Here is a 23916-nt window from a genome sequence, read left to right as displayed (position 1 = left end):
TGCCATGATCTTTCCCGGGCCCAGGGCGGCAACCCGGCAGGGGCCTGAGCATCGGTCCGGACCACCGCTCAGGACACTGCCGGGTGTCGACCCGACCTCACCCGACCCGGGAAGGAACGATCCAGATGCCACGATCGGCCGACCGCGTATCCGCCGCCTTACGCCTCCTGGAGGAACTCGGCGCCTCCACCGCCGACCATCCCGGCGGCACCCTCGGCGCACACCTGCGACGGGTACGGGAGCAGCTCGAACGCTGGGACGCCCGCCCCGCCCTCCAGCTTGCCGGACTGTGCCACGCCTTCTACGGAACCGACGGCTTCGCCACCGCGCCGCTGCCGCTGGGGCAGCGCTCCCGGCTGGCGGAGGTGATCGGCGCCGAAGCCGAATCGATCGTCTACTTCTACGCGAGCTGCGACCGCGACGCGTCCTACCCCAGCCTGGCCGACGCCGGCTCGCCCTTCCGCGACCGGTTCACCGGCGCCCGGTTCGTCCCCACCCTGCGCCGGCGCAGGGACTTCGTGGAACTGACCGCCGCCAACGAGGTGGACATCGCGCGCGTCGACGGCGACTTCCGGGCGAGGTGGGGAGCCGACCTCCTGTCCATGTTCACCCGGCTGCGACCGCTCATGAGCCCTCCGGCGTGGCAGGACTGCGCGACGGTACTCGCCCCTCCCCCGTAGTTACGCAAACTTCCCTCACTCATGTACTTTGAGGGAAGTTAAGGGTCCCACCGTGCAGGGGTGCGGGGGCAGGGAGCGGAGTGGCGACGGGGTGGACGGCGTGGCGCGGCAGCAGCTCTACTACTCGGTGGAACAGGTGGCGGACCTGCTGGGGCTGCACGTACGCACCGTCCGGGGGTACGTCCGGGAGGGCCGGCTGAAGGCGGCCCTCGTCGGCCGGCAGTACCGGGTCACCCACGAGGACCTGGAGGCCTTCACCGGCCTTCCCGCCCCCTCGCCCGCGCGCCCGGCGCGGCACACCGAGGTGTCGGGCATCGTACAGATCGACGCGATCTCCCCCGGTTCCGTCGACCGCCTGACCAATCTGCTGATGGCCGCCGTCGCGGGCCGGCACGGAGACGACCGGCTGCGCGTGGAGAGCGTCCACGACCGGGAACGCGCCACCCTCAAGATCATCGTCTTGGGCGGCCTGGACACCACGGCCGAACTCCTGCGGCTCATCGACTCGGTGATCGAGGACCTGGAATGATCCGGCGTCCGCCGGACCGCCCCACGACGAAAGGGACGCCTCCCATGGCTGACACGATCGAGGAACTCGCCGGCACCTCCGTCCTCTTCCGCTCGGGCGACGGGACTCCAGTCCGCGACGAGCGCGATGCGACCGACCTGATCGGCGAGGGGATGTACCGGGGCGCGGAGTGGGTCGTACTGCCGGCCGACTGCCTGCCGGAGGACTTCTTCCGGCTGCGCACCCGTCTCGCAGGCACCGTCGTCCAGAAGTTCGCCAACTACCGGATGGGGCTGGCGGTCATCGGTGACATCGCGCACCACATCGACGCCAGCGACTCCCTGCGGGACTTCGTCCGGGAAAGCAACCGCGGCACCCAGCTGTGGTTCCTGTCCGACACGGAGGCCTTCCGTACCCGGCTGGCCGGCCTGCGGGCCTGAGGGGCGAAAGCCCGCTGGGCGAGGGGGCCCGAGGGGGGCCGGGGGCGGGTGGCCCGCCCCGGGGAACGGAGGGCCCGGGGCGGTGGGGTGCACCCCACACCTCGACGAGCGGCCGAAGAACCGGTTCCGCAGAGCCCGCCGGAGCGGGGGTGCCCGTCAGCCGAGGGCTGCCGCCAGGAGCGCGGCCGCCTTGGCCACGAGCGGGTGGTCGGCCACGGCGTCCGGCCGGTCGTGGGTCGTCAGGACGGCCATCACCACGGGCGGGCGGTGCGGGGGCCAGGCGACGCCGGCGTCGTTGTTCGTGCCGTACGCGCCGCCGCCGGTCTTGTCGCCCAGGGTCCAGTCGGCGGGCAGGCCCTTGCGGAAGCGCTCGGTGCTCGTGGTGTTCGCCAGGAGCCAACCGGTGAGCCGCTCGCGGTCCCGCGCGGCGAGCGCGTCGCCGAGGACCAGCGCTTCGTAGGTCCGCCCGATGGCGCCCGCGGTGGTGGTGTCGGTCGGCCGGCCGGGCTCGGCGGAGTTCAGTTCGGGCTCCCAGCGGTCCAGCCGGGTGGTGCGGTCCCCCACCGAGCGGCAGAAACGGGTGACCGCCTCCGGGCCGCCCAGCTCCCGCAGCAGCAGGTTCGCCGCGGCGTTGTCGCTCTGGCAGATCGCCGCGGCGCACAGCCGCTCGACGGTCATGCCGGCCGCCAGGTTCTCGGGCAGGCCGGTGACGGGACCGAATCCGGAATCCTTCACTTCCTGTTCGGTGTAGAAGAGGCGCGTCGCCAGGAACTCCCCGTCACGGTCGAGGTCGCGCAGGACCGCGGCGACGGCGAGGGTCTTGAAGACCGAGCACATCGGAAAACGCTCCTCCGCCCGGTGGAGCACGGTCCGGCCGGTGGCCGTGTCCCGGGCGTACACCCCCAGGCGGGCGGAGTGTTCCCGTTCGAGGGCTCGCAGCTCCCGCAGGACGTCCCCCTTCCCCGGCGGCGCCGCGAACGCCGCGGACCCTCCCAGGGGGATCCCCGCCATCACCGCTCCCGCTGTGGCGGTCAGCACGGCACGACGGGTCGGACGGGCTCCTGTGGTCCCCACGATGCGCTCTCCCCTACGGCTCTTGCGGTCCCCGTACGCCTCTCAGAACGCACCGGGCGGCCCGCCGGTTCCCTTCCGCACCGCCGGTCCTGCGTGCATCGTCGCGTCGAGCCAGCCCCGGTAGGCGGGGACCGAGGTCCAGATTCCGGGACCGTCGCCGCACTTGGGGTCCACGGCGTGATCGCCGTCGCCGGAGGTGGCGCCGACCAGCCTCCAACGGCCGCCGGTCCGCTGGATCTGCGGTCCGCCGGAGTCTCCGTAGCAGGCCATCGCGCCGGGCTCCCGGCTGGTCGTGCACAGCTCGCCGGCGGCTTTCAGCCCGAGGCACACGCCCGGGGCGGCGCTCCGGGTGTCCAGCTCCTGCAGCCGCTCGGACAGCACCCAGTCCTCGGCTGTCTGTACGTCGGCCAGGGCTCCGAAACCGAGGATGCGGGTCTCGGCGCCCACCCGGGGCGCGCGTGCGGCGATCTCGATCGGCTGCTGCGGGACCGGACGGTCCAGCCGGAGCAGGGCGATGTCGTCGTGTGAGCGGCCTTCCCGCCCGTCGTAGCCGGGGTGGACGACCTTTTCGACGATGGTGCGGACCGTGCCGCCCGAGTGCCGGCGCTCGCTGCCGACCCTGACGGTGCCGGTCGGGTGGGAGGTCGGCGTTTCCTCGGCGCAGTGGGCGGCGGTGACCACCCAGTCGCGTTCGATCAGCGATCCGCCGCACACCCCGTCGATCCGCTCGGAGCCGTAGACGTAGGTCATCGGGATGGACACCATGAACGGGTAGGGCCCGGCGGCGTCGTGCCCGTTGACGATGGCGTGGGCGCCGCCGCTCATCGCGGTCGCGCACAGCGCGGCGACCGCCCCGATCACGGCGACCCGCACCGGCGTACGGCGCGGTCTGCGGGTGCGGGCGGCGGCCGGGGGCCGGTACGGGACCGGCTCGGTGGCAGCGGACATGGTGGCGCCCTTCCCTCCTCCGGGACGGGAGCGCCCGGACCGCTCGTCCGGATCCGGGCGTGACCCCGCCCCCGGACGCTCGTTGAACGGGGCGGTCAGCGAAGTGCACGGAGCCCCGGGATGGTGTCCCGGGGCTCCGTGGTGGGTGGGGCCGCCGGGGTCCGCACCCGACGGGATCAGTACACGAGCGGCGTCAGTACACGAGCTTGTACGTCACGTCCTTCCCGACCGGCGTCGGCGCGGTGTCCGGGTAGACGAGCCGGATCTTGGTGAAGCGTCGCAGGTCGGGGGTGGTGGGCCACTGGTCGGGCTCGCTCAGGGTCACCTTCACCGGGTAGCCGAGGAAGCGGCCCTCCGCGCAGTTGGGGCGGCATTCGTTCACCATGTCGGTTCCGGTGGCCGTCGCGGTCCGCCGGCCCCAGCTGTCCCAGTGCAGCCGGACGAGGCGGTTGTTGCCGTCACCGCAGGCCAGCACGAAGTCGTCGGGCCGCACCTGGGCCTTCTCGAAGCAGTCGACGACCACGACGGGATCCTGATCCGGTGTGGCCGCCGGCCGCGCGACGGCCGGAACGGCCGCCACGGCCAGGGCGGCGGCCGCGCACAGCACGGTGACCGTCCGCAGCCCGCTCCGGGGCGTGCGGATGAGCCGTTCGTCTCCTGAAGCGTCCACGAGGCCTCCCTCGCCCGTCCGGACTGCTGTCGGCCCTGAGGCCATGCCCAGCTTCCCCCACTCGGGCGAACCGCGCACCCGCTGGAAACCTCGACGGCCGTGCCGGGATGCCCCGGAAGATCTTCCTTCAGGCCTCGTCCGGTGCGGCGACGGCCTCCTCACCGGCGGCCAGGAAGTCGGCGACCCGGCGATCGATCTCCGCGGGCGCCGCGGTGGGCAGCGCGAAGTGGGTCAGGCGGTCGAGGATTTCGACGCGGGCGTGCGGTACGGCCCTGCGGGCGCGGGCCGCGACCTTCGCCGCGTCGTGGGTGCCGCTGCGGCCCGCGAGGAGGACCAGGACCGGTACGGCCAGTGCGGTGGGGTCCGGGCGGCGGCCGACGACCAGCTTGCGGTCCGGGAACCCCGATGCCGCCAGCGCGTAGAGCCGCTTCCATTCCGGATCGGTGTCCGTGCCCGCCGTCTCGCGGTCCAGGAAGGCGAGGGCGCGGGCCGCCGTCGGGCGGACCAGTACCGGCAGCGACCTCAACAGGAAGGCGGGGCGGTAGCCGGCGAAGCACTGGGTGGGGTCGAGCAGTACCAGCCGGTCGACCCGCCGCGCGGCGTGCAGGGCATACGTCAGGGCGATCCAGGCACCGTAGGAATGGCCCAGCAGGTGCGCGCGGGATGCGCCGAGGCCGCCCAGCAGCGCGTCCAGCCAGTCCATGAGGTCGGCGGTGGTGCGCAGCGGGCGCCCCCGGCGCGTGCTGCGGCCGGCGTCTCCGAGGACGTCGACGGCGAGCACCCGATGACGCGCCCCGAGGGCAGGGGCGTTGGCGAACCAGACCGCACCGGTGGCGCCGCCGCCGTGGAGCAGGAGGAGCGGGGTGGCGTCGGCGGGCCCGTAGGCGTGGACGCGGGTGGTGCCGTACGGGGTGGGGACATCGATCTCGGTGGTGCCCGCGGGCCAGCGGGCGAGCAGTGCGTCGTAGGCGGCGAAGAACTCCTGGGATCCGGTCACGGCCAACTCCTCGGTATGGGGCATCGGTCGACCGATTCTCCCGTTCGGCGCGATACCGGGTCGGCGGGTGGTGCCGGTGCCGACGGGCGGAGGTGGCGTTCGGTGTGCGGATTCAGGTGAAATGGGCGTGTCCGTATCCACTCGCCGGTCGTGCACCATCCCGGGGGAGCCCGTGTACCAGCCTCAGCCTCGTCGTCCCGCTCATTCGTTACGCGCGGAGGCGGCGTTCCACACCCGCCTCGACGACGTCGGCGCGCAGCTCCTCGAACCCGTCTGGCTCGGCAACGCCGCCCCGCACCGGGTCCGCTGCGCGGCCGGCCATCTGTGCGCCCCGCGCCCGTCGAACGTCCAGCAGGGGCAGGGCCTGTGCCGGACCTGCGCGCGCAAGGACCCGGCCGCCGCCTCGGCCGCCTTCGTGGAGCGTCTGGCGGCCGTCGGCGCGGTCCTCCTCGAATCCCTCTGGCTCGGCGTCCACTCGCCTCACCTCATCCGCTGCGCCGCGGGCCACATCAGCCGTCGGCGGCCGTCCGCGGTGCGCCGCAGCGGCCGGGTCTGCCGCGCCTGCCCGCGGCCCGGGAGCGCTCCGGGGGACGGTCCCTAGTGGAGGGTGCCGCGCGATGCCCGGCCAATCACCAGGGAGACACGGGCTGTTGGGGGGCACCCCCTTCGGGCGGGGGCGCCGGCGGCCGGGGTAGTGTCGCGGGGGATCGCCGCGTGCGGGCGATCGGCGCCGTGTCCGCGCTCCGCGGTGCACAGAGCCACGGTCCTGACCCGGCCCACTTCGACCTCTGTCCCCAGGAGCCACCCATGGCGCGCTCGCTCGACGGTCTCGTCTTCGTCCCGGTGGCCGATCAGGCGCCGGGCCAGGTCGGCCGGCAGACCCGTTTCGAGTACCACGAGCGGGACGGCCACGTCTGGGCCGAGTACCGCGGCGGGGACGTCGCCAGGGGGCACCTCGTCGGTACCCGGTCCGGTGACACCGTCGATTTCCGCTACGTCCAGCTCCGGCTCGACGGCACGACCGCGTCCGGACACTGCGTCTCGCTCGTGAGGGCCCTCGCCGACGGACGGCTGCGCCTGGAGGAGACCTGGACGTGGGAGTCCCAGGAGGGGAGCGGCACCAGCGTCGTCGAGCAGCCCCCGGCCTGAGCCCGCGGTCGTCTCCGGCCGGGCGACCGTCCCCCGCCACCCGTCCGCACACCGGCCGCCGTGCGGTCACAGGCGGAGGACGACCAGGGCGGTGTCGTCGGTGATGCCGGCGGGCGGGACCAGGTCGATCAGGAGGGCGTCGGCCAGTCTTTCGGGGTCGGCGCTCCGGTGGCGGATGACGGAGTCGGCGAGCCGGCGCAGGCCGATGTCGATGTCCTCGTGGCGCCGCTCGACGAGTCCGTCGGTGTAGAGGACGAGGGTGGAGCCCTCGGTGAAGCCGGTCCGGCTCTGGGGGCGGCTCACGTGCTCGGGGCGGGCGCCCAGTGGGGGGTCGGTCGCCTGGTCGAGGAAGGTCACGGTGCCGTCCGGGTGGCAGAGCACCGGTGGGGGGTGACCGGCGCTGCTGTAGGTGAGGGTGTGGCCGGACCAGTCGATGAAGACCGACACGGCGGTGGCGGACTCGGCGCCCTTGACGAAGCGGGCGTAGAGACCGAGGACCTCCAGGGCCTGGGCGGGGCCCTCCGCGACCCGGGAGGCGGCGGACAGGGCGCTGCGGAGCTGGCCCATGACACCGGCGGCGGGCAGTCCGTGGCCGACGACGTCACCGACGGCGACCGCGGTGTACCGGCGGCCGGGCAGGTCGAACAGGTCGTACCAGTCGCCGCACACGTTGAGGGGTCCGGTGGCGGGCCGGTAGCGCACCGCAGCGCCGTGGTGACCCAGCGGGTCGGGCCCGGGCAGCATCGCCTCCTGGAGGTGGAGCGCGACCTCGCGTTCGCGCGCGTGGGCGTCGCGCAGGCGCTGGTTGAGCTCCTGGAGCTCGCGGGCCCGGGTGTAGAGCTCCGCTTCCAGGACCCGGGCGCGGTCACCGCCGCCGCGGGTACCGCGGGCGCGGATGAGTTCCGTGACCTCCTCGACCCGGTGCAGCACGAGCACCACGGACCCGTCCGGGCCGAACACCGGTACGTTCACCGGGCTCCAGTAGCGCTCCTCCCAGGTCCCGGGCCGGTCGGGGTCCTCCACGTCGTAGCGCTGCAGGGCCATGCTGTCGGCCTCCCCGGTGGTGGCGACCCTGCGCAGGGACGCGAGCAGGTTGCGCATGCCGGTGGCGGCCGGCTCCGCGGGGTTGTCGGGGAAGACGTCGAAGACGTAGCGGCCCAGGACCTCCTCCCGCGCGTGGCCCGACAGCCGCAGGTAGGCCTCGTTGGCGTCGGCGAACACGAGGTCCCTGGTCAGCAGGGCGACCGCGCCCGGCAGGGCCCGGAAGACCGCTTCGAAGTCGATACCGCCGGTAGCGCCCACACTCCACCTGCCCGCGTGCGACCGTTCGGCCTTGCACTCCTTTCACCATAGGCAGGACGGGGGAATCCGACCCGGTGGCACGCGCGGCCGACAGCGCGGGGTCACCGGCGCCCCCGCCCCGCCCCCGCGTACGCGAGCCGGGGCGCGGGGGCGCGCGGGGCGGCTCCGGGTGCGAAGGGGTGGGTGTTCGGTGCGCCGCGGCTGGGCAGTCATCCGCGGCACCCCCGAACCCGCCGACACGAGGGTCGGCAAAGGAGGGGCTCGCCAACACTTTACCCACCTCTGATGGCATGCTCGCGTCAAATCTGCAAGGCTTCCGGCAGCTGTCGCCCCGACCCGGGCGGCACCGCACCCATCTCACCACCGCGCTCGCGCGAGCGACGCGCACAGCCCCCGGCCGCCCTCCGGCGCACCCTCGCCGTCCGGGCGGTCACCGAGCAGGCCGGGATCCCGGCCGCCTCAAAGGAGTTCCGTGTGAGATCCACCCCCCACAAGGCCCTCGCGACGACCGTGCTGGCCGTCGCCGCGCTGGCCGCCGCCTCGGTCACCGCCACCCCGGCAGCCGCGGCACCGGCCCCCGCCCCGCGGGCCGCCGCCTGTACACCGGCCCAGGTCGTCAGCAACGGCGGTTTCGAGAGCGGTACTTCGCCCTGGAGCCAGTCGCAGGCCGGCGTCATCACCAACCGCGCCGGCCAGAGCGCCCACGGCGGCTCCTCCTTCGCCTGGCTGAACGGTGTCGGCAGCACGCACACCGACACGCTGTCCCAGAGCGTGACGATCCCCTCCGGATGCAGCAGCGCCACCCTCACCTTCTGGCTGCACATCGACACCGCCGAGACCACCACGTCCACGAAGTACGACAAGCTGACGGCGAAGATCGGCAGCACGACGCTCGCGACCTACTCGAACCTCGACAAGAACACCGGCTACGTACAGAAGTCCTTCGACGTCTCGGCCTTCGCCGGCCAGACGGTGAGCGTCGGCTTCACCGGAACCGAGGATTCCAGCCTCCGGACGAGCTTCGTGGTCGACGACGTGGCCCTCGACACCTCCGGCGGCACCACCCCGCCCGGGGACTCCACCCGTACCCCGTCCTCCCCCTCATACACCGTCAGCCTCAGCAGCAACACCGCGGGAACCGGCTGGACCGGGCACGAGAGCGCCACCTTCACCAACTCCTCGGCCACCGCGCTCAGCGAGGTGTACCTGCGGCTGTGGGACAACTACCACGGCACCTGCTCCGCCATGCCGATCACGGTCACCAACGTCACGGGGGGCACCGCGGGCGCGCTCAGCGTCGGCTGCACGGCCCTCAAGATCGACCTGCCCGCCCCGCTGGCCCAGGGGCAGAGCGCCACGATCGGCTTCGATCTCGGCATCACCGTGCCCAGCGGCGCCGACCGCTTCGGCTACGACGGGGCCTTCAGCATGCTCGGCAACGCCCTGCCCGTGCTCGCGGTCAGGGACGGGGCGGGCTGGCACCTGGACCCGTACACCAACAACGGGGAGTCCTTCTACTCCCTGGCCTCCGACTTCAAGGTGACCCTGGATCACCCGAGCACCCTGCTCGTACCGGCCACCGGCGCCTCCGTCGACACCCCCGGGACCAGCGGGCGCACGATCACCACCGCCACCGCCACCAAGGTCCGCGACTTCGCCTGGGCGGCCGGTCCGTTCAGCAAGATCTCCGGCACCTCGGCCGGCGGCACCCCGGTCAACATCTACTCCGTCTCGGGCATCAGCTCGTCCGACGCGCAGTCGATGCTCAGCACCGCCACGTCCGCGGTGGACGCCCACTCGGCCCGCTTCGGGGCGTATCCGTACGGCGAGCTGGACGCGGTGATCGACAACAACTACTGGTTCGGCGGGATGGAGTACCCCGGGTTCGTCCTGGACCTGGTCAGCACCACGGCACTCACCCACGAGATCGCGCACCAGTGGTGGTACGGCATCGTCGGCGACGACGAGTACAACAGCCCCTGGCTGGACGAGGCCTTCACCGACTACGCCACCGACCTGGCGCAGAACAAGACCGGAACCGGCTGCTGGAATAGCGTCTCCTGGGCCTCTTCGGCCGAGAAGATCACCAACAGCATGGGCTACTGGGACGCCCACTCCTCCCGGTACTCCACCGTCGTCTACGGCTACGGCAAGTGCGCCCTGCACGATCTGCGGCGCGTCCTCGGTGACACCGCGATGGCCAAGGTCCTCAAGGACTACGCCGCTTCGCACTGGTACGGGGTCTCGACCACGGCCGAATTCAAGGCGGCCGCCCAGGCTGCCACGGCCACGGACCTGACCTCCTTCTGGACCCAGCACCGCATCGACGGCTGACGGTCCGCCCCGGTCCGCCGCGGTGGGCGCCCGCCCGGGCGTCATCCGCGGCGGACCGGCGGCGGGCGCGTGGGCCGGGTGGGTGGCGGGCTGCCGAACGGCCCGTGTGACCATGGCGCGTCGGCACAACCGCACCTCACGGGGGACCCAGCCATGCGCACGCGCACCACCACCGCCACGACCCGTCTGGCCGCCGCGCTCACCGCGCTGCTCGTCCTGGCGGGCTGCAGCTCGTCGGGCGAGGAGCCGCACGGGAAGGCAGGTTCCGCCGCATCGGCCCCCGCACCCGCGCAGGGCGGTACGGGCGGGTTCGAGGGGCCCCGGCCGCAGGACCAGAACCTCCTCGCCTGGACCGGCGACCCCAATGACGCCGGGCACGTCACCGCCCAGTCGGCCGCGGGGGTCGGCGGGCGCGTCACCCTGGTACGGATCGTGCTGCGCGAGCAGATCACGTGGTCGAACATCTGGCTGGGCCTGGCCGGCATCGACCCGGGCGCGCAGCTCTCCAACTGCTACCTGGGCGTCTACGACGACAAGGGCGCCCTGCTCTCGGCCACCGCGGACATCTCCCCGCAGCTGATGACGGACGCGATCGCCAAACCGCTGCCTCTGGGCAAGCCGTTCACCGCCGCCCCCGGGACCTACTTCATCGCCCTCCTGCTCAACGGCAACTGGGCCACCAACGCCCTCACCCTGAAGTCCACGGGCGCCGGAATCTCGGTCAACGCCGGCCTGACGCCGCCCAGGCTCCGCTACAGCACCGTCCTGACCGGCCAGACCTCACTGCCGGCCACCCTGAACCTCGGCGAGCAGGCCACGAGCACCATCAACACCGGCTGGGCCAGCCAGTGGTACGCGGTCTCCTAGGCCGCGGTCGGACGGGCCCGAAGGCCACCGCCCTTGACCTCAACCCGAGTTGAGGTCTCAGAATGATCCGCATGGACACCGAAGCCGTAGACATCAAGGCCATCGAACAGGTCGTCGCCACCGTCGAGCGCACCCAGCGTGCCAAAGACGCAGAGGGGTTCCTCGCGCTCTTCCACCCCGACGCCCTCTGGACCACCGCCCACGGCAAGGTCCTCATCGGCTTCGACGCGATAGCCGAGTTCACCCGCGCCGTCCTGCCCCGCGCGAACTGGGACGGCGAGGTCACCTACGAGGCGGTGCACACGCGGTTCCTGCGGCCCGACGTCGCGGCCGTCAAGGTCCGGCAGGTCTACCACTCGGCCGAGGGCGACACCGAGGGCGCCCCGCTGTACGTCATGACCAAGCGGGATGACGGGACCTGGCTGCTGCACGCCTGCCAGAACACCGAAGTGCGGGGCGACTAGCGACGCGGCCGGTCGATGGCGGGGCGTTGCCCGGCCGCCGTCGCGCGCCCGTGGCCGGTGCCGTTCACGGCCCGTCCTCCGCGGGCGATCGGCCGGCCGGGTCCTGGGGGCGGGGGCCGGTGACGGTCGTCGTGCCGTTCCAGGCGATCTCGAAGTACCTGACGCGTTCGTCTTCTCCCACGGGGCGCATGCCCGCTGCCGTCATGACGTGGTGGGAAGCGGTGTTGTCGTGATCGGCATCGCCCCGCACGCACGTCACGCCGTGGGCCCGCGCGAACAGGAGCAGTGCGCGCAGGGCCTCGGAGGCGTATCCCCGGCCCCGTGCCGAGGGGATGAGGCCGTACCCGATCGTGACGCGGCCTTCCTCGTCCGCGGGTCCGTGGTAGCCCGCACCGCCGATCGCCAGACCGTCCTCGCGGCGCCGGATCTCATAGGTGCCGAACGGGTGGGGATCCCCGGTGTTCGCGAGGGTGCGCAGGAAGCGCTCGGCGGCGGCGACGTCTCCGCGGGTGGGGTATCCCGGCGCCCATCGCGCGCCGCGCGGCGGTTCGCCCGCCGCCAGCCGCTCGGCCTCGCCGCCGGTCATCGGATGGAGTACGAGCCGCGCCGTCACCAGATCGCCCATGACAGGAGGACTATCATACCGGGCGATCGGGTGGCGCGGGAATCGTTCGGACCGCAACGGCGGGAGCGCGGCGGAGCGGGCGCGGGGTGACGCGCGCCCGGTCGGCCGGGTCGCCCCGGCCGGCCGGGCCCGTGCTCAGTGGCCGAACTCGAACCAGTTGACGTTCACGAAGTCGGCCGGCTGGCCGCTGGTGAAGGTCAGGTAGACGTCGTGGGTGCCGGTGACACCCGAGATGTTTGCCGGTACGGTCCGCCAGCTCTGCCAGCCACCGGTGTCGGCGACGGCGAAGCTGCCGATCGGTGGGTTGGTGCGGCTGTCCAGGCGTACCTCGACCAGTCCGCTGACCCCGCCCGCCGCGCCGCTCGCGACCCGGGCCCGGAACTGGGTCGCGGCCGAGGTGCCGAAGTCGACCCCCCGGTAGCGGGCCCAGTCTCCGTGGGCGGCCGAGCCGACGTCCCGGCCGCCGCCGGCGTCGGTGGTGGTCTCGGTCGTCAGGCCCGCCTGGCCGTCGTACGACTCCGCCTGGATCGCCGCGTAGGCGTCACGGCCGCCGGCCGGTGGGGTGGGGGTCGGGGTGGGCGGGGTGGTGGTGACCGTGCCGCTCTGCCAGACCGCCACGTAGTCCACCGTCATGGGGTGACCGGGCTCGGTGCCGGCGTCCGGGCCGCCGCCGAAGGCCCCGGGGAACGCCCCGCCCATGGCGACGTTCAGGATGAGGAAGAAGCCGTGGCCGGTCGCCGCGTTCCAGGTGGCGGTGTCCATCCGGTCCGCCCGGACGGTGTGGAAGGTGACGCCGTCGAGGGAGAAGCGGACCTCTTCGGGGCTGGTGCCGCGGTCCCATTCGGCGGCGTAGGTGTGGAAGCCCCCCTGGCAGGTGGCCGGTGAGCAGACGCGCTGGCCGCCGATGCCGGTGGTTTCGTCGCACGGTCCGCCGGGGCTGGTGCCGCAGTGCATCGTGGCCCACTCGTTGTTGATGCCCTGGACGTTCTCCATGATGTCGATCTCGCCGATGCCGGGCCAGTTCCACCAGTTGCCCCGGTAGGGGGCGCCCAGCATCCAGAAGGCGGGCCAGTAGCCCTTGGCCGCCGCGCCGGTGACGTTCGGCATCTGGACGCGGGCCTCGACGCGCAGCTTGCCGCCGGCGGCCGGCTGGAAGTCGGAGCGCCTGGTCTCGACGCGGCCCGAGGTCCAGTTGCCGGCGCCGTCGCGCCGCGGGGTGATGCGCAGGTTGCCGGCGCCGTCGAGGGAGACGTTGGACGGGTCGGCGGTCATCGTCTCGATCTCGCCCGTGCCGAAGCCGGCCGGGCCGCCCGGGTAGCTCGTCCCGGTCGTGTACTGCCAGTCGGCGCCGTTGACGGCGGATCCCGCCGGACCGTTGAAGTCGTCGCGGAAGACCGAGGTCCATCCGGCCGGGTCGGCGGGTACGGAGGCGTCCGCCGGGATGGCGACGATCACGGCGGCGGCCGGCAGGAGCAGCGCGGCGACGGCGAGGGCCGCTCGCCTCAGGAGTCCTCGCTGTGGGGGTCTGACTCTCATGGGAACCCTCTCTGGGGGCTGGCCGGGTGGGGGGATGAGAGCGCTCTCAACCAAGAGGTGCGCCGCCACTGTGCCCCTCCGCCCCGCACGTGGGCAAGAGGTGAACACGTAAAACCCGAGCGCGATCCGGAGCCTTCACCTACTGAACGATGCCGCCGCGCGCGATGACGTCGGCGTACCAGCGGGCGCTGTCCTTCGGCGTCCGTCGCTGGGACGCGAAGTCGACGTGGACGATGCCGAACCGCCTGCCGTAGCCGTGCGCCCACTCGAAGTTGTCCAGCAGCGACCACAGGAAGTACCCGCGCACGTCGGCGCCCCGCCCGATCGCCCGGTGTACGGCGGCCAGGTGGGCCCGCAGGTAGGCGATCCGTTCCGGGTCGCGGACCCGGCCGGCCGGGTCCGCGTAGTCGTCGTACGCCGCCCCGTTCTCGGTGACCAGCAGCGGTACGCCGGGCAGCTCCTCGGCGAGCGCGGTGAGCAGCCCGTAGAGCCCCTCCGCGTCGACCGGCCAGTCCATGGCGGTCCGGGGGCCGGGGAGGCGCGGGAAGCGCACGTGCCCTTCGGCCGCAGGCCAGGGCGAGGGCGTCGGGCAGTCGCCCGCCGCGACGACGGTCGGGGCGTAGTAGTTGACGCCGAGGGAGTCGATCGGCGCGGAGGCGGTCCGCAGGTCGCCGTCGCGCACGAAGGACCAGTCGGTGACCGGTGCCGTGTCGCGGACCAGGTCCCGCGGGAGCCGGGCGTGGAAGACGGGGTCGAGGAAGATCCGGTTGCCGAGGGCGTCGATCCTGCGGGCGGCGTCGCGGTCGGCCGCGGAGTCCGTCAGCGGGCGCACGGCGTGCAGGTTGAGGGTCAGGGAGACCTCGGCCGAGGGCGCCGCGCAGGCGCGCAGCGCCTGGACGGCACGCCCGTGGGCGAGGTTGAGGTGGTGGGCGGCGCGCAGGGCGGCGGCCGGGTCGGTGCGGCCCGGGGCGTGTTCCCCGGAGGCGTAGCCCAGGAAGGCGGCGCACCAGGGCTCGTTGAGGGTCGTCCAGGTCGCCACCCGGTCACCGAGGGCCCCGGCGGTGAGGGAGGCGTACTCGGCGAAGCGGTCGGCCGTCTCCCGTCGGGGCCAGCCCCCCGCGTCCTCCAGTTCCTGGGGCAGGTCCCAGTGGTAGAGCGTGGCGACCGGACGGATCCCGGCGTCCAGGAGCGTGTCGGTGAGCCGCCGGTAGAAGTCCAGGCCCCGCGGGGAGCCCGGGCCGCGGCCGGTCGGCTGGACCCGGGGCCAGGAGACGGAGAATCGGTAGTCGCTCACCCCGAGGCGCTTCATGAGGGCGACGTCCTCGCGCATGAGGTGGTAGTGGTCGGCGGCGACGTCTCCGGTGTCGCCGTTGCGGACCTTGCCGGGGGTGCGGCTGAAGGTGTCCCAGATGGACGGGGTGCGGCCGTCCTCGGTGGCCGCGCCCTCGATCTGGTAGGCGGCGGTGGCCGTCCCCCAGCGGAATCCCCGGGGGAATCGCAGGAGCGGCGTGGTGTCGGGGCGTGCGTCGGCTGCGGTCATCGGAGGGGATCTCCCGGGGTGTGAGGGCGAACGGGACGGGACGGCGGGCGGGTACGGAAGCGAGGGGCGCGGTGTCAGCCCTTGACCGCGCCCTGCATGATGCCGCCGACGATCTGACGGCCGAGGAGGCCGAAGACCAGCAGTACGGGAAGGGTGCCGAGCAGGGTGCCCGCCATGATCACGGACTGGTCGTGGACGTAGCCGCCGCCCAGTTGGCGGAGCGCGACCTGCACGGTCGGTTCCTGCGAGGAGAGCGCGACGACGGGCCAGAAGAAGTCGTTCCACGCCGTCATGAAGGTGAGCAGGCCGAGCACGGCCATGCCGGGCCGGGCGATCGGCAGCACGACGGACCGGAAGATGCGGGCCGTGGAGGCGCCGTCGACGCGGGCCGCTTCGATCAGTTCGTCGGGCAGGGACTGGACGAGGACCTGTCGCATGAAGAACACGCCGAAGGCCGATACGAGTCCGGGCAGGACGACGGCCTGGAGCTGGTCGACCCAGTGGAGCCGGGCGATGAGCATGAAGAGCGGGATCACCGCGAGCTGCGGCGGGATCATCATGGTGGACACGGTGAGGGTGAGCAGCAGCCCCCGGCCGCGGAAGCGCAGTTTGGCGAAGGCGAAGCCGGCGAGGGTGGAGCACAGCACGGTGCCGACGGTGATCGAGCCGGAGACGATCAGTGAGTTGAGCAGGGCCCTGCCGATGTCGGCCTCCTCCAGGACCTGCCGGAGGTTGTGCATCAGGTCCGGGCCGGGCAGCAGCGGGGGCGGAGTCTTCGCGAGGTCGGCGTTGGAGCGGCTGGCGGCGACGATCGTCCAGTAGAACGGGAACGCCGAGACCAGCACGGCCGCGGTGAGGGCCGCGTACGCGAGACGGCCGCCGCGGCGCGGTCCGCCGGCCCGGCGACGCCGGCGGACGGGGGAGGCGGGCGGGCCTGCGGCCGTGCGGCGCGGGGATGGGGCCGTGACGGCGGTCATCGGGTGGCCTCCTTGCGGGAACGGCTCCGTACGAGGAGGGCGTTGGCGCCGACCAGTACCAGGATGAGCAAGAACATCACCCAGGCGATCGCGGCGGCGCGGCCCAGGTGGAAGAAGCCCCAGCCCTGTTCGTACAGGTAGAGGCCGAGGGTCTGGTACTGGTGCGAGATGCCGCCCGAGACGGAGCCCTCGAAGAGCAGCGGTTCGCCGAAGAGCTGGGTGGCGCCGATGGTCGAGACGACGGCGGTGAAGACGATCGTGGGGCGCAGTCCGGGCAGGGTGACGTGGACGAACTGCCGCCAGCCGGAGGCCCCGTCCAGCTCGGCGGCCTCGTAGAGCTCGGCCGGGATGCTCTGCATGCCGGCCAGGTAGATCAGGGCGTTGTAGCCGGTCCAGCGCCACACCACGATCGAGGAGACCGCGAGCTGGGAGGCGACGGTGTCGGTCTGCCAGTCCACCGGGCCGATGCCGGTGAGGCCCAGGAGTTGGTTGACGATGCCGAAGTCGCGGCCGAAGAGCTGGGCGAAGACGAGGGTGGCGGCGGCGACGGAGGTGGCGTACGGGAGCAGGACGGCGGTGCGGAAGAAGGTGCGGGCGCGCAGGCGGCGGTTGAGCAGGTGGGCGAGGCCGAGGGCCATGGCGAGCTGGGGGACGGTGGAGAGGACCCCGATGGTGAAGGTGTTGCGCAGCGCGGTCCAGAAGTAGCTGTCGGAGAAGAGCGCCGCGTAGTTGTCCAGGCCCCTCCACTGCATCGTTCCGGGCGTCTGGAGTTCGACGCGGTAGAGGGAGACGTAGGCGGTGTAGAGGAGCGGGAAGAGGCCGAAGGCGGCGAAGAGGGTGAAGAACGGGGCGACGTAGGCGTACGGGGCCAGGGAGCGCCGGGCCCGTCGGGCGGGGGGCGGGGGTCCGGAACCGGTGGCGGCGGAGGGGGCGGGGCGGGTCATCGGCGGGCCCTTCGGGGGCGACGACTGGGGGGCGGGAGCGGTCGGCGGCGGTCAGCCGGTGGCGTTGCGTACGCCCTTCTTCGCGGTCTCCCATGCCTTGTCCGGTGCGGTGCCCTTGCGCTCGACCTCGCTCAGCGCGTTCGTGATCTGGTCGGCGACGGTCTTGTCGGCGGCTCCGAGCACCTGGACGGGTGCGGCCTTGGCGGCGTCGCCGAAGATGCGGCCGGTGGGGGCCTGCGAGAAGTAGGGGTCCTTGACGTCGGCGACCTTGGCGATCGCGCCGGTGGAGGAGGGGAAGGAGCCCTGCTTCTCGAAGAGCCGGGCCTGCTGTTCGGGGGCGGTGAGCCACTGGATGAGCGCGTAGGCCTCCTTCTTGTGCTTCGCGGCGCGCGGGACCGCGAGGTAGGAGCCGCCCCAGTTCCCGGGGCCGCCCGGCAGTGCGGCGACGTCCCACTTGCCCGCGCCGGCGTCGCCCGCCTGGCCCTTGATGTAGCCGAGCATCCAGGCGGGGCACGGGAGGGTGGCGAAGGAACCGGCGGCGAAGGCCTGGTTCCACGGCGGGGACCACTGGTCGAGTTTGGCGCTCAGTCCGTCCTGGGCGGCGCGCACGGATGTGTCCCACGCCGTCCTGACGGCCGGGTTGGTCTCGTACACCAGCGCGCCGGCGGCGTCGTAGTAACGTTCCTTCGCCTGTCCGGTCATGACGGCGTAGAGGCTGCCGACGCTGTCCAGCCAGGCGCTCTTGTCGGGGGCGTTGGCGCGGTAGCGCCGGCCCAGCTCCAGGTACCCGTCCCAGGTGGACCACTGGGCGGCGAGTTCCTCGCGTCCGGTGGGCAGTCCGGCCTTCTCGAACAGGTCGCGGCGGTAGCACATGGCCTCGGGTCCCACGTCGGTGCCCAGGCCCAGCACCTTGCCGTCCTTGGTGGTGGCCGCCGACCACTTGGCGTCGGCGAAGGAGTTCCGCAGAGCGCCCGCCCCGTAGGCGGTGAGGTCCTCGAACCTGTCCGCCTGCTGCTGGGTCACCGCGGCGATCCGGCCGACCTCGATGCCCTGTACGTCGGCGAGGCCTCCCCCGCCCGCGAGCCGGGTCTGCAGGGACTTCCAGTAGTCCTGTTCGTCCTCGGTGTCCGTCTGCTTGACCGTGACCCCCGGGTGCAGCTTCTCGTACTCCGCGTAGAGCCCGGCCTCCTTGTAGCCGAACGAGCCGAAGAGGTCGACGGTGACGGTGACCCTGCCCCCGGTGCCCGCGGCGGCGCCCTCCGGTTCCGCACCGGATCCGCAGGCGGCCAGCAGGGCTCCGGCGAGGGCGACCGCGCCGAGGCGCAGGGCGACTCTTCGGGTTCCGGCGGGGGTGGTGCCGGCGCGGATGCCGGTGGTGGCGGCGGCTCGGTCTGTGGGCATGGCTGGTCTCCCCTGGGCTTCGGTGTACACGGTTGAGAGCGCTCTCAGGCACTGCGTCTGGAGAGTGCCCGGCCCGGATCTTCCCGTCAAGACCTGAACGCGTAACGGCTGCGCGGGAAGGCGTGGTTGACGGCTGGGAGGCGGGTTCGGAGAGGCGGCCCGCACGGTGCCCGGGGCGCCCGGGGCGGGTGCGGCGGACGGGGTGCCCGGGGCGGGCGCCCGGACGGGGCGCCGCGCGCGCCGGGTCAGGCCGAGTCGCGGCGCACCAGCTCGGTCGGGGTGATCAGGGAGGTCGGGGTGAGGATCCCCCCGCGGTCCCGGTCCAGAGCGCCCAGCAGCAGCCGGGCCATCATCCGGCCCATGCCCTCGATGTCCTGGTGGACGGTGGTCAGCGGCGGATCGGCGCACTCGGCCACCGACCGCATGTCGTCGAAGCCGACCAGGGCGACGTCCTGCGGTACGCGCCGGCCCCGCTCCCGCAGGACGCGCAGCGCACCGACCGCCATCTGGTCGCTGGCGGCGAAGACGGCGTCGAGTCGCGGATGCCGCTCCAGCAGGTCCGCCATCGCCCGCGCCCCGCCCTCCACCGTGAAATCGCCTTCGGCCACCATCGGCGGGCAGGCGGACGGCAGGGCGTCCCGGTAGCCGTCGAGGCGGTCTGTCGCCGAGGTCATGTCGTCGGGGCCGGCGATGTGCGCGATGCGGGTGCGGCCGAGGTCGGTGAGGTGACGTACGGCCAGCCGCGCCCCGCCCCGATTGTCGGCGTCGACGTACGTCACCCCGGCGGGTCCGCCCGGGGCCGGGGTCCACGCGGGTCGGCCGCCGTACACGGTGGGCAGCCCGATGCGGGCCGCGATCGCGGGGAGCGGGTCGGCGGTGTGCAGGGAGAAGGCGAGCGCCCCGTCGACGTGGCCGCCGGCCAGGTAACGGGCGATCCGCTCGTAGTCATCCGGCCCTTCCACCAGCAGCAGTACCAACTGGGTGTCGTGGGCGGTGAGTTCCTTGCTGATCCCGCGGACCTGCTGGGAGAAGTAGGGGTCGGAGAAGATCCGGACCTCCGGCTCGGCGATGATGACCGCCACGGCCCCGGTGCGCCGGGTGACGAGGGTCCGGGCCGCCGGGTTGGGTACGTAACCCAGTTCGGCCACGGCTTCGCGCACCTTGTCCGCGACGGGCTGCCGCACCCCCGCACCGCCGTTGACCACACGTGAGACCGTCGCCCGGGAAACCCCGGCGCGCGCCGCGACGGCTTCCAGAGTGGGTCGGTGTCCGGTGGGCTGCTCAGGCACGGCGGGCTCCATTCCTGTCGCGGTCGGCAGCAGAGCGGCTGCGTCGGGATCTGCAGGGTATCCGGTGTCCTGCGGCCCGGAGAGCGCTCCCGCGACAACGGTCCGGGCTCGTGCTTTCGGGGGAATCGGTGGCGCGCGCCGGTGCGGATCCGCCGCACGCGCGCGGCCGGGTCGGCACGCTTGGCAGTCGGCCGCCGGCTGTCGGCCGGCGGGACGCATACCGGGAGGACGGCGCGTGTTCAGCGACACCAGGGCATTCAGCGGTTTCGCCGTGGACGACATCCAGCGGGCGAAGGAGTTCTACGGCGAGACGCTCGGCCTGCGGGTGACCGAGGAGCACGGCCTGCTCACCCTTCACATCGCGGGTGGCGCGGAGATCCTCGTGTACCCGAAGGACGACCACGCTCCGGCCGGTTTCACCGTGCTCAACTTCCCCGTCGAGGACATCGACGCCGCCGTCGACGAGCTGACCGGGCGCGGCATCCGCTTCGAGCGGTACCCGGGGTTCGAGCAGGACGAGAAGGGGGTCGTCCGCCAGGGCGGCCCGCTCATCGCCTGGTTCACCGATCCCGCGGGCAACGTCCTCTCCGTCCTGCAGCCGTCGTAGCGGCCGCGCCGCACGGACGACGGGCCGCCGTCCCGCCCCGGGTGGGGCGGTACGGCGGCCCGTTTGCGGGAGGAGTCGGGATCAGCAGGCGAAGTCGACCCGGCGGAACGAGGCGTAGTGGTCGGCGGTGTAGTAGTCCTCCTGCCACTGCTGCCCGGTGATGATCCGGCGGGCGCCGCGCGTGGGCGAGCCCTGGGTGATGACGGTGTACTCGTGGTAGTAACCCGTGCTGTGACCGGGCAGCAGGCCCTCACGGTTCTGGAAGACGACGCCGTCCTGCGAGTACGGGAACGGCCCGCCCTGGTCTATGAGGTCGAGGGTGTCGTGCGCCTGGGAGGGCAGCGCGGAGTAACAGACCCTGCCCACCGCCTTCACCGATACGGAGGAGGCGGCGGCTGCGGTGGCGGGGGAAACGGGAGCCGCGGCGGCGACGGGTCCCGCAATGAGGGTGGCGGCGACGGCTGCGACGCCGGCGAGGGCGGCGAGGCGCGGGGGGATTCTCATGGCGCCATGATGACGCGCGTAGAGCCGCGGTCGTCAACGCCAACTCCATTGATTTTCTTGGCTGTTCACGGCAAAGGCACCTACCGGAACGCGGGCGCCCCCGGGCCGTAACCCGCACGCCACCCGGGGTGCCGGCCCGCACGGCGGCGCCCGGGATGCCCGGCCGGCGGGTCTCGGGCAGGCTGGGGCCATGGAGCATGCGCCGATCGTCGTGCACAGGATCGCTTCGTCGGGTGGCCGGCGAGTGACGATCCGGGTCCAGGGCCACGAGACCGCCCTGGGGGTCGCCCACGCGGATTCCGATGTGATCGAGTTCCTGCGGCGGATCGAGCTGCCCGATCCGGACGAGCTGGTCCTCGGTGACGCGCGGGTGATCGAGTGGCAGGGGGACGCCCCGCACCAGTACGAGGCGGAGACCGGGCCTCCGCCTCCGGACCTCCCGTAGCCGCCCGGGACGGGCAAGGGCCGACCCGTTCGCGCGCGGTCAGTGCAGGATGCTCACGGCCCGGGCGATGACGAGGAGCGAGGTCAGCAGGGCCGCGACGGACTGGACGGCCATCAGGAGCTTCGCGCGCGGGGACAGGGGCATGGTGTCGGTCGGGCTGAAGGCCGTGGAGTTCGTGAGGGACACGTAAAGGTAGTCGACCAGGGTGGGGACCCAGTCGGAGGCCCCGCTCGCACCGGCGGCGACCTCGCCGACCGCGTCGTCGTTCTCGTCCTGGGAAAAGCGGAAGTCCGCCAGCGGCAGCTCCTCGCGCGGGAGTTGGGTGCGGCTGACCGGGCCGCCGCGGTCCATCTCCCAGAAGGCGAGCCCGAAGGCGACGACGTTGGTGATCCAGACCTGGAACGCCGCCACCAGCAGGGCGCGCCCGTCGGCGACCTGGGCGTGGAGCAGCTCGTGGACGAGGATGCCCAGCGCCACGAGGTTGCTGGCGACGATGACCAGGACCAGCGCCAGGGACAGGACGCGGAAGGTGGCGGTCTGACGGGTCAGCCGTCGCGGGTTGATGGCGATGAGCGGCAGCAGGAGCAGCATCTCCAGGGCAGGCACCAGGTACCGCGGGGTGATCGGCAGCAGCTGCCGCGGCAGGACCAGGTAGAGGAGCATCGCGATGAGCGTGGCCAGCACGGCGGGCCACCTCGACTCACCGCGGCGCTGGTGGCGGGGGTGCAGGGTGGGCGCCTCGGCGCGGCTCGGCGACATCGGCCCCCGTCCTCCTCGTCACTCGCTGCGACCCGCCCCGTACGCCCAGTGTGACGGTCGAGCGGCCGCGCGGCCCGGCACGGCGCGGCCCTCGCGGGGACGGTTCAGTACTGGGTGCGGTGCCGGCCCCCACGGGGCGCGGGGACGGTTGTCAGGCGGGTGCGGGTGCGGCGGACGGAGGGGTTGCGCCTCGCCGGGATGTCGGGGCCGGCGGCGATCAGGGCGATGACCACGACGACCAGGCCGATGATGAGAACGGCGAACAGGGACATGTTCTGCCTTTCGTCGGATTCTGATGACTTGTCACTACTTCGTGTCACCAAAATCGCGCGCGGTAAACACGTCGGGTGAGGAAACGCGTGTACGCCCCCTCACCCGTACCGCCGCCGAAGCCGCTGCGCGCGTGGGGCATGATCGGGGCATGTCTGATCGCATCATTGCCGCCTGCGACGGGGCGGCGAAGGGTAATCCCGGGCCGGCCGGATGGGCGTGGGTCGTCGCGGACGCCCAGGGGCGCCCGGAGCGCTGGGAGGCCGGCCCGCTGGGCCGGGCCACCAACAACGTCGGCGAACTCACCGCACTGCAAAGGCTGTTGGAGGCGCTCGCGCCCGGAACCGCCGTCGAGGTGCGGATGGATTCGCAGTACGCCATGAAGGCGGTGACGCAGTGGCTCCCCGCGTGGAAGCGCAACGGGTGGAAGACCGCGGCCGGAAAGCCGGTGGCCAACCGGGAGCTCGTCGAACGCATCGACGGGCTGCTGGGCGAGCGGGACGTGGAATTCCGCTACGTTCCCGCCCACCGCGAGGACGGTGACCACCTCAACGCCATCGCCGACCAGGCGGCCAGCGACGCGGCGGTCACCCAGCAGGCCGCCGGTACCGCCCTCGGCAACGCGGACCTGCCGGTCCCGGCCCCCGCGCGCAGTACCCCGGCCCGCAGTGCCCCGGCGCGCGGCGGATCGGCCCGCCGGGCCCCCTCCGGCGCGGCGAAGGGCACGTCGGCCCCCCGTGCCGGGGGCGGCACGGCCCGGGGGCGGGCCTCCGTCAAGGCGAAGTTCCCGGGGAGCTGCCCGTGCGGGCAGCCGTACGCCGCCGGGGACACCATCGTCAAGCTGGCCTCGCGCTGGGGCCACCCCTACTGCGCCGGATCGGAGGACTGAGGCGGCGTCCGGCCCCCCGTGGGATAGTGGAACGGGGTCGAACCGACATCGAACGGGGTGGCCGGATCCTGGCGCCCCCCTGTCGGGGGGTGGAGCACGTATGAAGGGCACGAGGAGAAGCGGCGCGGCCAAGGCCCCGCTGGCGTTGCTCGCGACGAGCCTGCTGACCGCGGGTCTGCTGGCCGGCACCGGTACGGCGCCGGCCGCGGCCTCGGCGGGAGCCCGGGCGCCGGCCGCGGCCTGCACCGGCGCGCAGCTCACGGCCGACAGCGCGCAACGGGTCGGGTCCAACGGGGTACGGGTGACCGTCACCAACACGGGCTCCAAGCCGTGCACACTGAAGGGCTTCCCGACCGTGGGCCTCGCGGGCCTGGGCTCGCCCGGCAGCAACAAGGGGCTGAGCGTCGTCCGCCAAGGCCAGGCCCGCACCGTGCAGTTGCCGGTGGGCGGCACGGCCACGACCCAGCTGACCTTCACGCCGGTACTCGGAGAGGCCGACGGCTACTGCGCTTCCGGCGGGAAACCGATGGTCGCACCCACGATCGTGGTGGGTGTCGCGGGAAGCGGCACCCAGCTGGCGCCGGATGACGGCGGCGACTTCGCCCTGTGCGGCAGCAGCGTGCGCGCCACGGCGTTCCGCTGACGCCGCCCGGCCGGGGCCGCCGGGGCCCGGGGCCCGGGCCGCGGGGGCCCCGGC

27 protein-coding genes are annotated in these 23916 nt (G+C 73.0%); 12 read left to right on the top strand and 15 right to left on the bottom strand.

Features of this window, described 5'->3' with window-relative positions:
• Positions 1 to 125 precede the first annotated feature (125 nt).
• The 3 genes from ACEPPI_RS27075 to ACEPPI_RS27065 all read left to right on the top strand — a co-directional run bounded on the left by ACEPPI_RS27075 (position 126) and on the right by ACEPPI_RS27065 (position 1628).
• Positions 126 to 680 carry a DUF6817 domain-containing protein gene (locus ACEPPI_RS27075; protein WP_373917882.1) on the top strand — a complete coding sequence of 185 codons (555 nt, stop codon included), beginning with the start codon at positions 126 to 128 and terminating at the stop codon, positions 678 to 680.
• Positions 681 to 780: 100 nt separating this feature from the next.
• Complete coding sequence (locus tag ACEPPI_RS27070; protein WP_373917881.1) at positions 781 to 1209, top strand: helix-turn-helix domain-containing protein; 429 nt, start codon at positions 781 to 783, stop codon at positions 1207 to 1209.
• A 44-nt stretch (positions 1210 to 1253) separates the two neighbouring features.
• Positions 1254 to 1628, top strand: coding sequence for a DUF4180 domain-containing protein (locus tag ACEPPI_RS27065; RefSeq protein WP_373917880.1), 375 nt, complete (start codon positions 1254 to 1256; stop codon positions 1626 to 1628).
• A gap of 156 nt (positions 1629 to 1784) precedes the next feature.
• Here the strand turns inward: ACEPPI_RS27065 and bla are convergent, their stop codons facing one another.
• The 4 genes from bla to ACEPPI_RS27045 all read right to left on the bottom strand — a co-directional run bounded on the left by bla (position 1785) and on the right by ACEPPI_RS27045 (position 5341).
• Positions 1785 to 2702: a class A beta-lactamase gene (gene bla / locus ACEPPI_RS27060; protein WP_373917878.1), complete on the bottom strand. Its 918-nt coding sequence runs from the start codon at positions 2700 to 2702 to the stop codon at positions 1785 to 1787.
• Between the two features lie 42 nt (positions 2703 to 2744).
• The gene (locus ACEPPI_RS27055) at positions 2745 to 3650 is read right to left on the bottom strand and encodes a trypsin-like serine protease (RefSeq protein ID WP_373917877.1); all 906 of its coding nucleotides are present in this window, start codon (positions 3648 to 3650) and stop codon (positions 2745 to 2747) included.
• Between the two features lie 193 nt (positions 3651 to 3843).
• Positions 3844 to 4320, bottom strand: a complete 477-nt coding sequence (locus ACEPPI_RS27050) for a hypothetical protein (RefSeq protein ID WP_373917876.1) — start codon at positions 4318 to 4320, stop codon at positions 3844 to 3846.
• A 127-nt stretch (positions 4321 to 4447) separates the two neighbouring features.
• On the bottom strand, positions 4448 to 5341 hold the full coding sequence (locus ACEPPI_RS27045; protein WP_373917875.1) for an alpha/beta fold hydrolase: 894 nt from the start codon (positions 5339 to 5341) through the stop codon (positions 4448 to 4450).
• A 148-nt stretch (positions 5342 to 5489) separates the two neighbouring features.
• Here ACEPPI_RS27045 and ACEPPI_RS27040 point away from each other — a divergent pair, with 148 nt between their 5' ends.
• Together ACEPPI_RS27040 and ACEPPI_RS27035 are read left to right on the top strand one after the other, a co-directional pair.
• A complete protein-coding gene (locus ACEPPI_RS27040) occupies positions 5490 to 5918 on the top strand; it encodes a hypothetical protein (protein WP_373917874.1) in 429 nt (142 codons plus the stop codon).
• A gap of 206 nt (positions 5919 to 6124) precedes the next feature.
• Positions 6125 to 6466 carry a hypothetical protein gene (locus ACEPPI_RS27035; protein ID WP_373917873.1) on the top strand — a complete coding sequence of 114 codons (342 nt, stop codon included), beginning with the start codon at positions 6125 to 6127 and terminating at the stop codon, positions 6464 to 6466.
• Positions 6467 to 6532: 66 nt separating this feature from the next.
• Here the strand turns inward: ACEPPI_RS27035 and ACEPPI_RS27030 are convergent, their stop codons facing one another.
• Positions 6533 to 7768: a PP2C family protein-serine/threonine phosphatase gene (locus ACEPPI_RS27030; RefSeq protein ID WP_373917872.1), complete on the bottom strand. Its 1236-nt coding sequence runs from the start codon at positions 7766 to 7768 to the stop codon at positions 6533 to 6535.
• A gap of 474 nt (positions 7769 to 8242) precedes the next feature.
• Between ACEPPI_RS27030 and ACEPPI_RS27025 the strand changes: the two genes are divergently transcribed.
• The 3 genes from ACEPPI_RS27025 to ACEPPI_RS27015 all read left to right on the top strand — a co-directional run bounded on the left by ACEPPI_RS27025 (position 8243) and on the right by ACEPPI_RS27015 (position 11433).
• Positions 8243 to 10102 (top strand): M1 family aminopeptidase, encoded by a 1860-nt coding sequence (locus ACEPPI_RS27025; RefSeq protein ID WP_373917871.1) that lies wholly within the window; start codon positions 8243 to 8245, stop codon positions 10100 to 10102.
• Between the two features lie 153 nt (positions 10103 to 10255).
• Complete coding sequence (locus tag ACEPPI_RS27020; protein ID WP_373917870.1) at positions 10256 to 10969, top strand: hypothetical protein; 714 nt, start codon at positions 10256 to 10258, stop codon at positions 10967 to 10969.
• Positions 10970 to 11031: 62 nt separating this feature from the next.
• Positions 11032 to 11433, top strand: a complete 402-nt coding sequence (locus ACEPPI_RS27015) for an SgcJ/EcaC family oxidoreductase (RefSeq protein ID WP_373917869.1) — start codon at positions 11032 to 11034, stop codon at positions 11431 to 11433.
• A 64-nt stretch (positions 11434 to 11497) separates the two neighbouring features.
• Here ACEPPI_RS27015 and ACEPPI_RS27010 read toward each other — a convergent pair whose 3' ends face one another.
• From ACEPPI_RS27010 to ACEPPI_RS26980, 7 genes are all read right to left on the bottom strand, one after another.
• On the bottom strand, positions 11498 to 12058 hold the full coding sequence (locus ACEPPI_RS27010) for a GNAT family N-acetyltransferase (RefSeq protein WP_373917868.1): 561 nt from the start codon (positions 12056 to 12058) through the stop codon (positions 11498 to 11500).
• A gap of 135 nt (positions 12059 to 12193) precedes the next feature.
• Positions 12194 to 13594 (bottom strand): glycoside hydrolase family 16 protein, encoded by a 1401-nt coding sequence (locus ACEPPI_RS27005; RefSeq protein ID WP_373917867.1) that lies wholly within the window; start codon positions 13592 to 13594, stop codon positions 12194 to 12196.
• A gap of 139 nt (positions 13595 to 13733) precedes the next feature.
• Positions 13734 to 15134 carry a GH1 family beta-glucosidase gene (locus tag ACEPPI_RS27000; protein WP_373917866.1) on the bottom strand — a complete coding sequence of 467 codons (1401 nt, stop codon included), beginning with the start codon at positions 15132 to 15134 and terminating at the stop codon, positions 13734 to 13736.
• Between the two features lie 74 nt (positions 15135 to 15208).
• On the bottom strand, positions 15209 to 16111 hold the full coding sequence (locus ACEPPI_RS26995; RefSeq protein ID WP_373917865.1) for a carbohydrate ABC transporter permease: 903 nt from the start codon (positions 16109 to 16111) through the stop codon (positions 15209 to 15211).
• A complete protein-coding gene (locus tag ACEPPI_RS26990) occupies positions 16108 to 17055 on the bottom strand; it encodes a carbohydrate ABC transporter permease (protein ID WP_373917864.1) in 948 nt (315 codons plus the stop codon). The genes ACEPPI_RS26995 and ACEPPI_RS26990 overlap by 4 nt, the downstream gene beginning before the upstream one ends.
• A gap of 51 nt (positions 17056 to 17106) precedes the next feature.
• Positions 17107 to 18456: an ABC transporter substrate-binding protein gene (locus ACEPPI_RS26985; protein ID WP_373917863.1), complete on the bottom strand. Its 1350-nt coding sequence runs from the start codon at positions 18454 to 18456 to the stop codon at positions 17107 to 17109.
• Between the two features lie 245 nt (positions 18457 to 18701).
• Positions 18702 to 19745, bottom strand: a complete 1044-nt coding sequence (locus tag ACEPPI_RS26980) for a LacI family DNA-binding transcriptional regulator (protein WP_373917862.1) — start codon at positions 19743 to 19745, stop codon at positions 18702 to 18704.
• Positions 19746 to 19980: 235 nt separating this feature from the next.
• Between ACEPPI_RS26980 and ACEPPI_RS26975 the strand changes: the two genes are divergently transcribed.
• Positions 19981 to 20352, top strand: coding sequence for a VOC family protein (locus ACEPPI_RS26975; RefSeq protein ID WP_373917861.1), 372 nt, complete (start codon positions 19981 to 19983; stop codon positions 20350 to 20352).
• A gap of 81 nt (positions 20353 to 20433) precedes the next feature.
• Here the strand turns inward: ACEPPI_RS26975 and ACEPPI_RS26970 are convergent, their stop codons facing one another.
• Positions 20434 to 20856, bottom strand: a complete 423-nt coding sequence (locus ACEPPI_RS26970) for a ribonuclease domain-containing protein (RefSeq protein ID WP_373917860.1) — start codon at positions 20854 to 20856, stop codon at positions 20434 to 20436.
• A 190-nt stretch (positions 20857 to 21046) separates the two neighbouring features.
• Between ACEPPI_RS26970 and ACEPPI_RS26965 the strand changes: the two genes are divergently transcribed.
• Positions 21047 to 21301: a hypothetical protein gene (locus ACEPPI_RS26965; RefSeq protein ID WP_373917859.1), complete on the top strand. Its 255-nt coding sequence runs from the start codon at positions 21047 to 21049 to the stop codon at positions 21299 to 21301.
• 39 nt (positions 21302 to 21340) lie between these two features.
• Here ACEPPI_RS26965 and ACEPPI_RS26960 read toward each other — a convergent pair whose 3' ends face one another.
• Both ACEPPI_RS26960 and ACEPPI_RS26955 read right to left on the bottom strand, forming a co-directional pair.
• Positions 21341 to 22060: a hypothetical protein gene (locus tag ACEPPI_RS26960; RefSeq protein WP_373917858.1), complete on the bottom strand. Its 720-nt coding sequence runs from the start codon at positions 22058 to 22060 to the stop codon at positions 21341 to 21343.
• 104 nt (positions 22061 to 22164) lie between these two features.
• Positions 22165 to 22332, bottom strand: a complete 168-nt coding sequence (locus ACEPPI_RS26955) for a hypothetical protein (protein WP_356217465.1) — start codon at positions 22330 to 22332, stop codon at positions 22165 to 22167.
• Positions 22333 to 22481: 149 nt separating this feature from the next.
• Between ACEPPI_RS26955 and ACEPPI_RS26950 the strand changes: the two genes are divergently transcribed.
• The gene (locus ACEPPI_RS26950) at positions 22482 to 23219 is read left to right on the top strand and encodes a ribonuclease H (RefSeq protein ID WP_373917857.1); all 738 of its coding nucleotides are present in this window, start codon (positions 22482 to 22484) and stop codon (positions 23217 to 23219) included.
• A 100-nt stretch (positions 23220 to 23319) separates the two neighbouring features.
• Complete coding sequence (locus ACEPPI_RS26945) at positions 23320 to 23862, top strand: DUF4232 domain-containing protein (protein ID WP_373917856.1); 543 nt, start codon at positions 23320 to 23322, stop codon at positions 23860 to 23862.
• Positions 23863 to 23916 lie beyond the last annotated feature (54 nt).

The organism is Streptomyces sp. AB3(2024), from assembly GCF_041862025.1.
Lineage (GTDB): Bacteria > Actinomycetota > Actinomycetes > Streptomycetales > Streptomycetaceae > Streptomyces.
Note: the sequence above shows the minus strand (reverse complement) of the source record. Positions and strands in the feature narration are given on the sequence as shown.

What these genes read in the sequence shown, in the direction of transcription:
- ACEPPI_RS27075 (WP_373917882.1), top strand. Translation starts at nt 126, where the DNA reads ATGCCACGATCGGCCGACCGCGTATCCGCCGCCTTACGCCTCCTGGAG.
- ACEPPI_RS27065 (WP_373917880.1), top strand. Translation starts at nt 1,254, where the DNA reads ATGGCTGACACGATCGAGGAACTCGCCGGCACCTCCGTCCTCTTCCGC.
- ACEPPI_RS27055 (WP_373917877.1), bottom strand. Translation starts at nt 3,650, where the DNA reads ATGTCCGCTGCCACCGAGCCGGTCCCGTACCGGCCCCCGGCCGCCGCC.
- ACEPPI_RS27045 (WP_373917875.1), bottom strand. Translation starts at nt 5,341, where the DNA reads ATGCCCCATACCGAGGAGTTGGCCGTGACCGGATCCCAGGAGTTCTTC.
- ACEPPI_RS27035 (WP_373917873.1), top strand. Translation starts at nt 6,125, where the DNA reads ATGGCGCGCTCGCTCGACGGTCTCGTCTTCGTCCCGGTGGCCGATCAG.
- ACEPPI_RS27020 (WP_373917870.1), top strand. Translation starts at nt 10,256, where the DNA reads ATGCGCACGCGCACCACCACCGCCACGACCCGTCTGGCCGCCGCGCTC.
- ACEPPI_RS27015 (WP_373917869.1), top strand. Translation starts at nt 11,032, where the DNA reads ATGATCCGCATGGACACCGAAGCCGTAGACATCAAGGCCATCGAACAG.
- ACEPPI_RS27010 (WP_373917868.1), bottom strand. Translation starts at nt 12,058, where the DNA reads ATGGGCGATCTGGTGACGGCGCGGCTCGTACTCCATCCGATGACCGGC.
- ACEPPI_RS27005 (WP_373917867.1), bottom strand. Translation starts at nt 13,594, where the DNA reads ATGAGAGTCAGACCCCCACAGCGAGGACTCCTGAGGCGAGCGGCCCTC.
- ACEPPI_RS27000 (WP_373917866.1), bottom strand. Translation starts at nt 15,134, where the DNA reads ATGACCGCAGCCGACGCACGCCCCGACACCACGCCGCTCCTGCGATTC.
- ACEPPI_RS26995 (WP_373917865.1), bottom strand. Translation starts at nt 16,111, where the DNA reads ATGACCGCCGTCACGGCCCCATCCCCGCGCCGCACGGCCGCAGGCCCG.
- ACEPPI_RS26990 (WP_373917864.1), bottom strand. Translation starts at nt 17,055, where the DNA reads ATGACCCGCCCCGCCCCCTCCGCCGCCACCGGTTCCGGACCCCCGCCC.
- ACEPPI_RS26985 (WP_373917863.1), bottom strand. Translation starts at nt 18,456, where the DNA reads ATGCCCACAGACCGAGCCGCCGCCACCACCGGCATCCGCGCCGGCACC.
- ACEPPI_RS26970 (WP_373917860.1), bottom strand. Translation starts at nt 20,856, where the DNA reads ATGAGAATCCCCCCGCGCCTCGCCGCCCTCGCCGGCGTCGCAGCCGTC.
- ACEPPI_RS26965 (WP_373917859.1), top strand. Translation starts at nt 21,047, where the DNA reads ATGGAGCATGCGCCGATCGTCGTGCACAGGATCGCTTCGTCGGGTGGC.
- ACEPPI_RS26960 (WP_373917858.1), bottom strand. Translation starts at nt 22,060, where the DNA reads ATGTCGCCGAGCCGCGCCGAGGCGCCCACCCTGCACCCCCGCCACCAG.
- ACEPPI_RS26955 (WP_356217465.1), bottom strand. Translation starts at nt 22,332, where the DNA reads ATGTCCCTGTTCGCCGTTCTCATCATCGGCCTGGTCGTCGTGGTCATC.
- ACEPPI_RS26950 (WP_373917857.1), top strand. Translation starts at nt 22,482, where the DNA reads ATGTCTGATCGCATCATTGCCGCCTGCGACGGGGCGGCGAAGGGTAAT.
- ACEPPI_RS26945 (WP_373917856.1), top strand. Translation starts at nt 23,320, where the DNA reads ATGAAGGGCACGAGGAGAAGCGGCGCGGCCAAGGCCCCGCTGGCGTTG.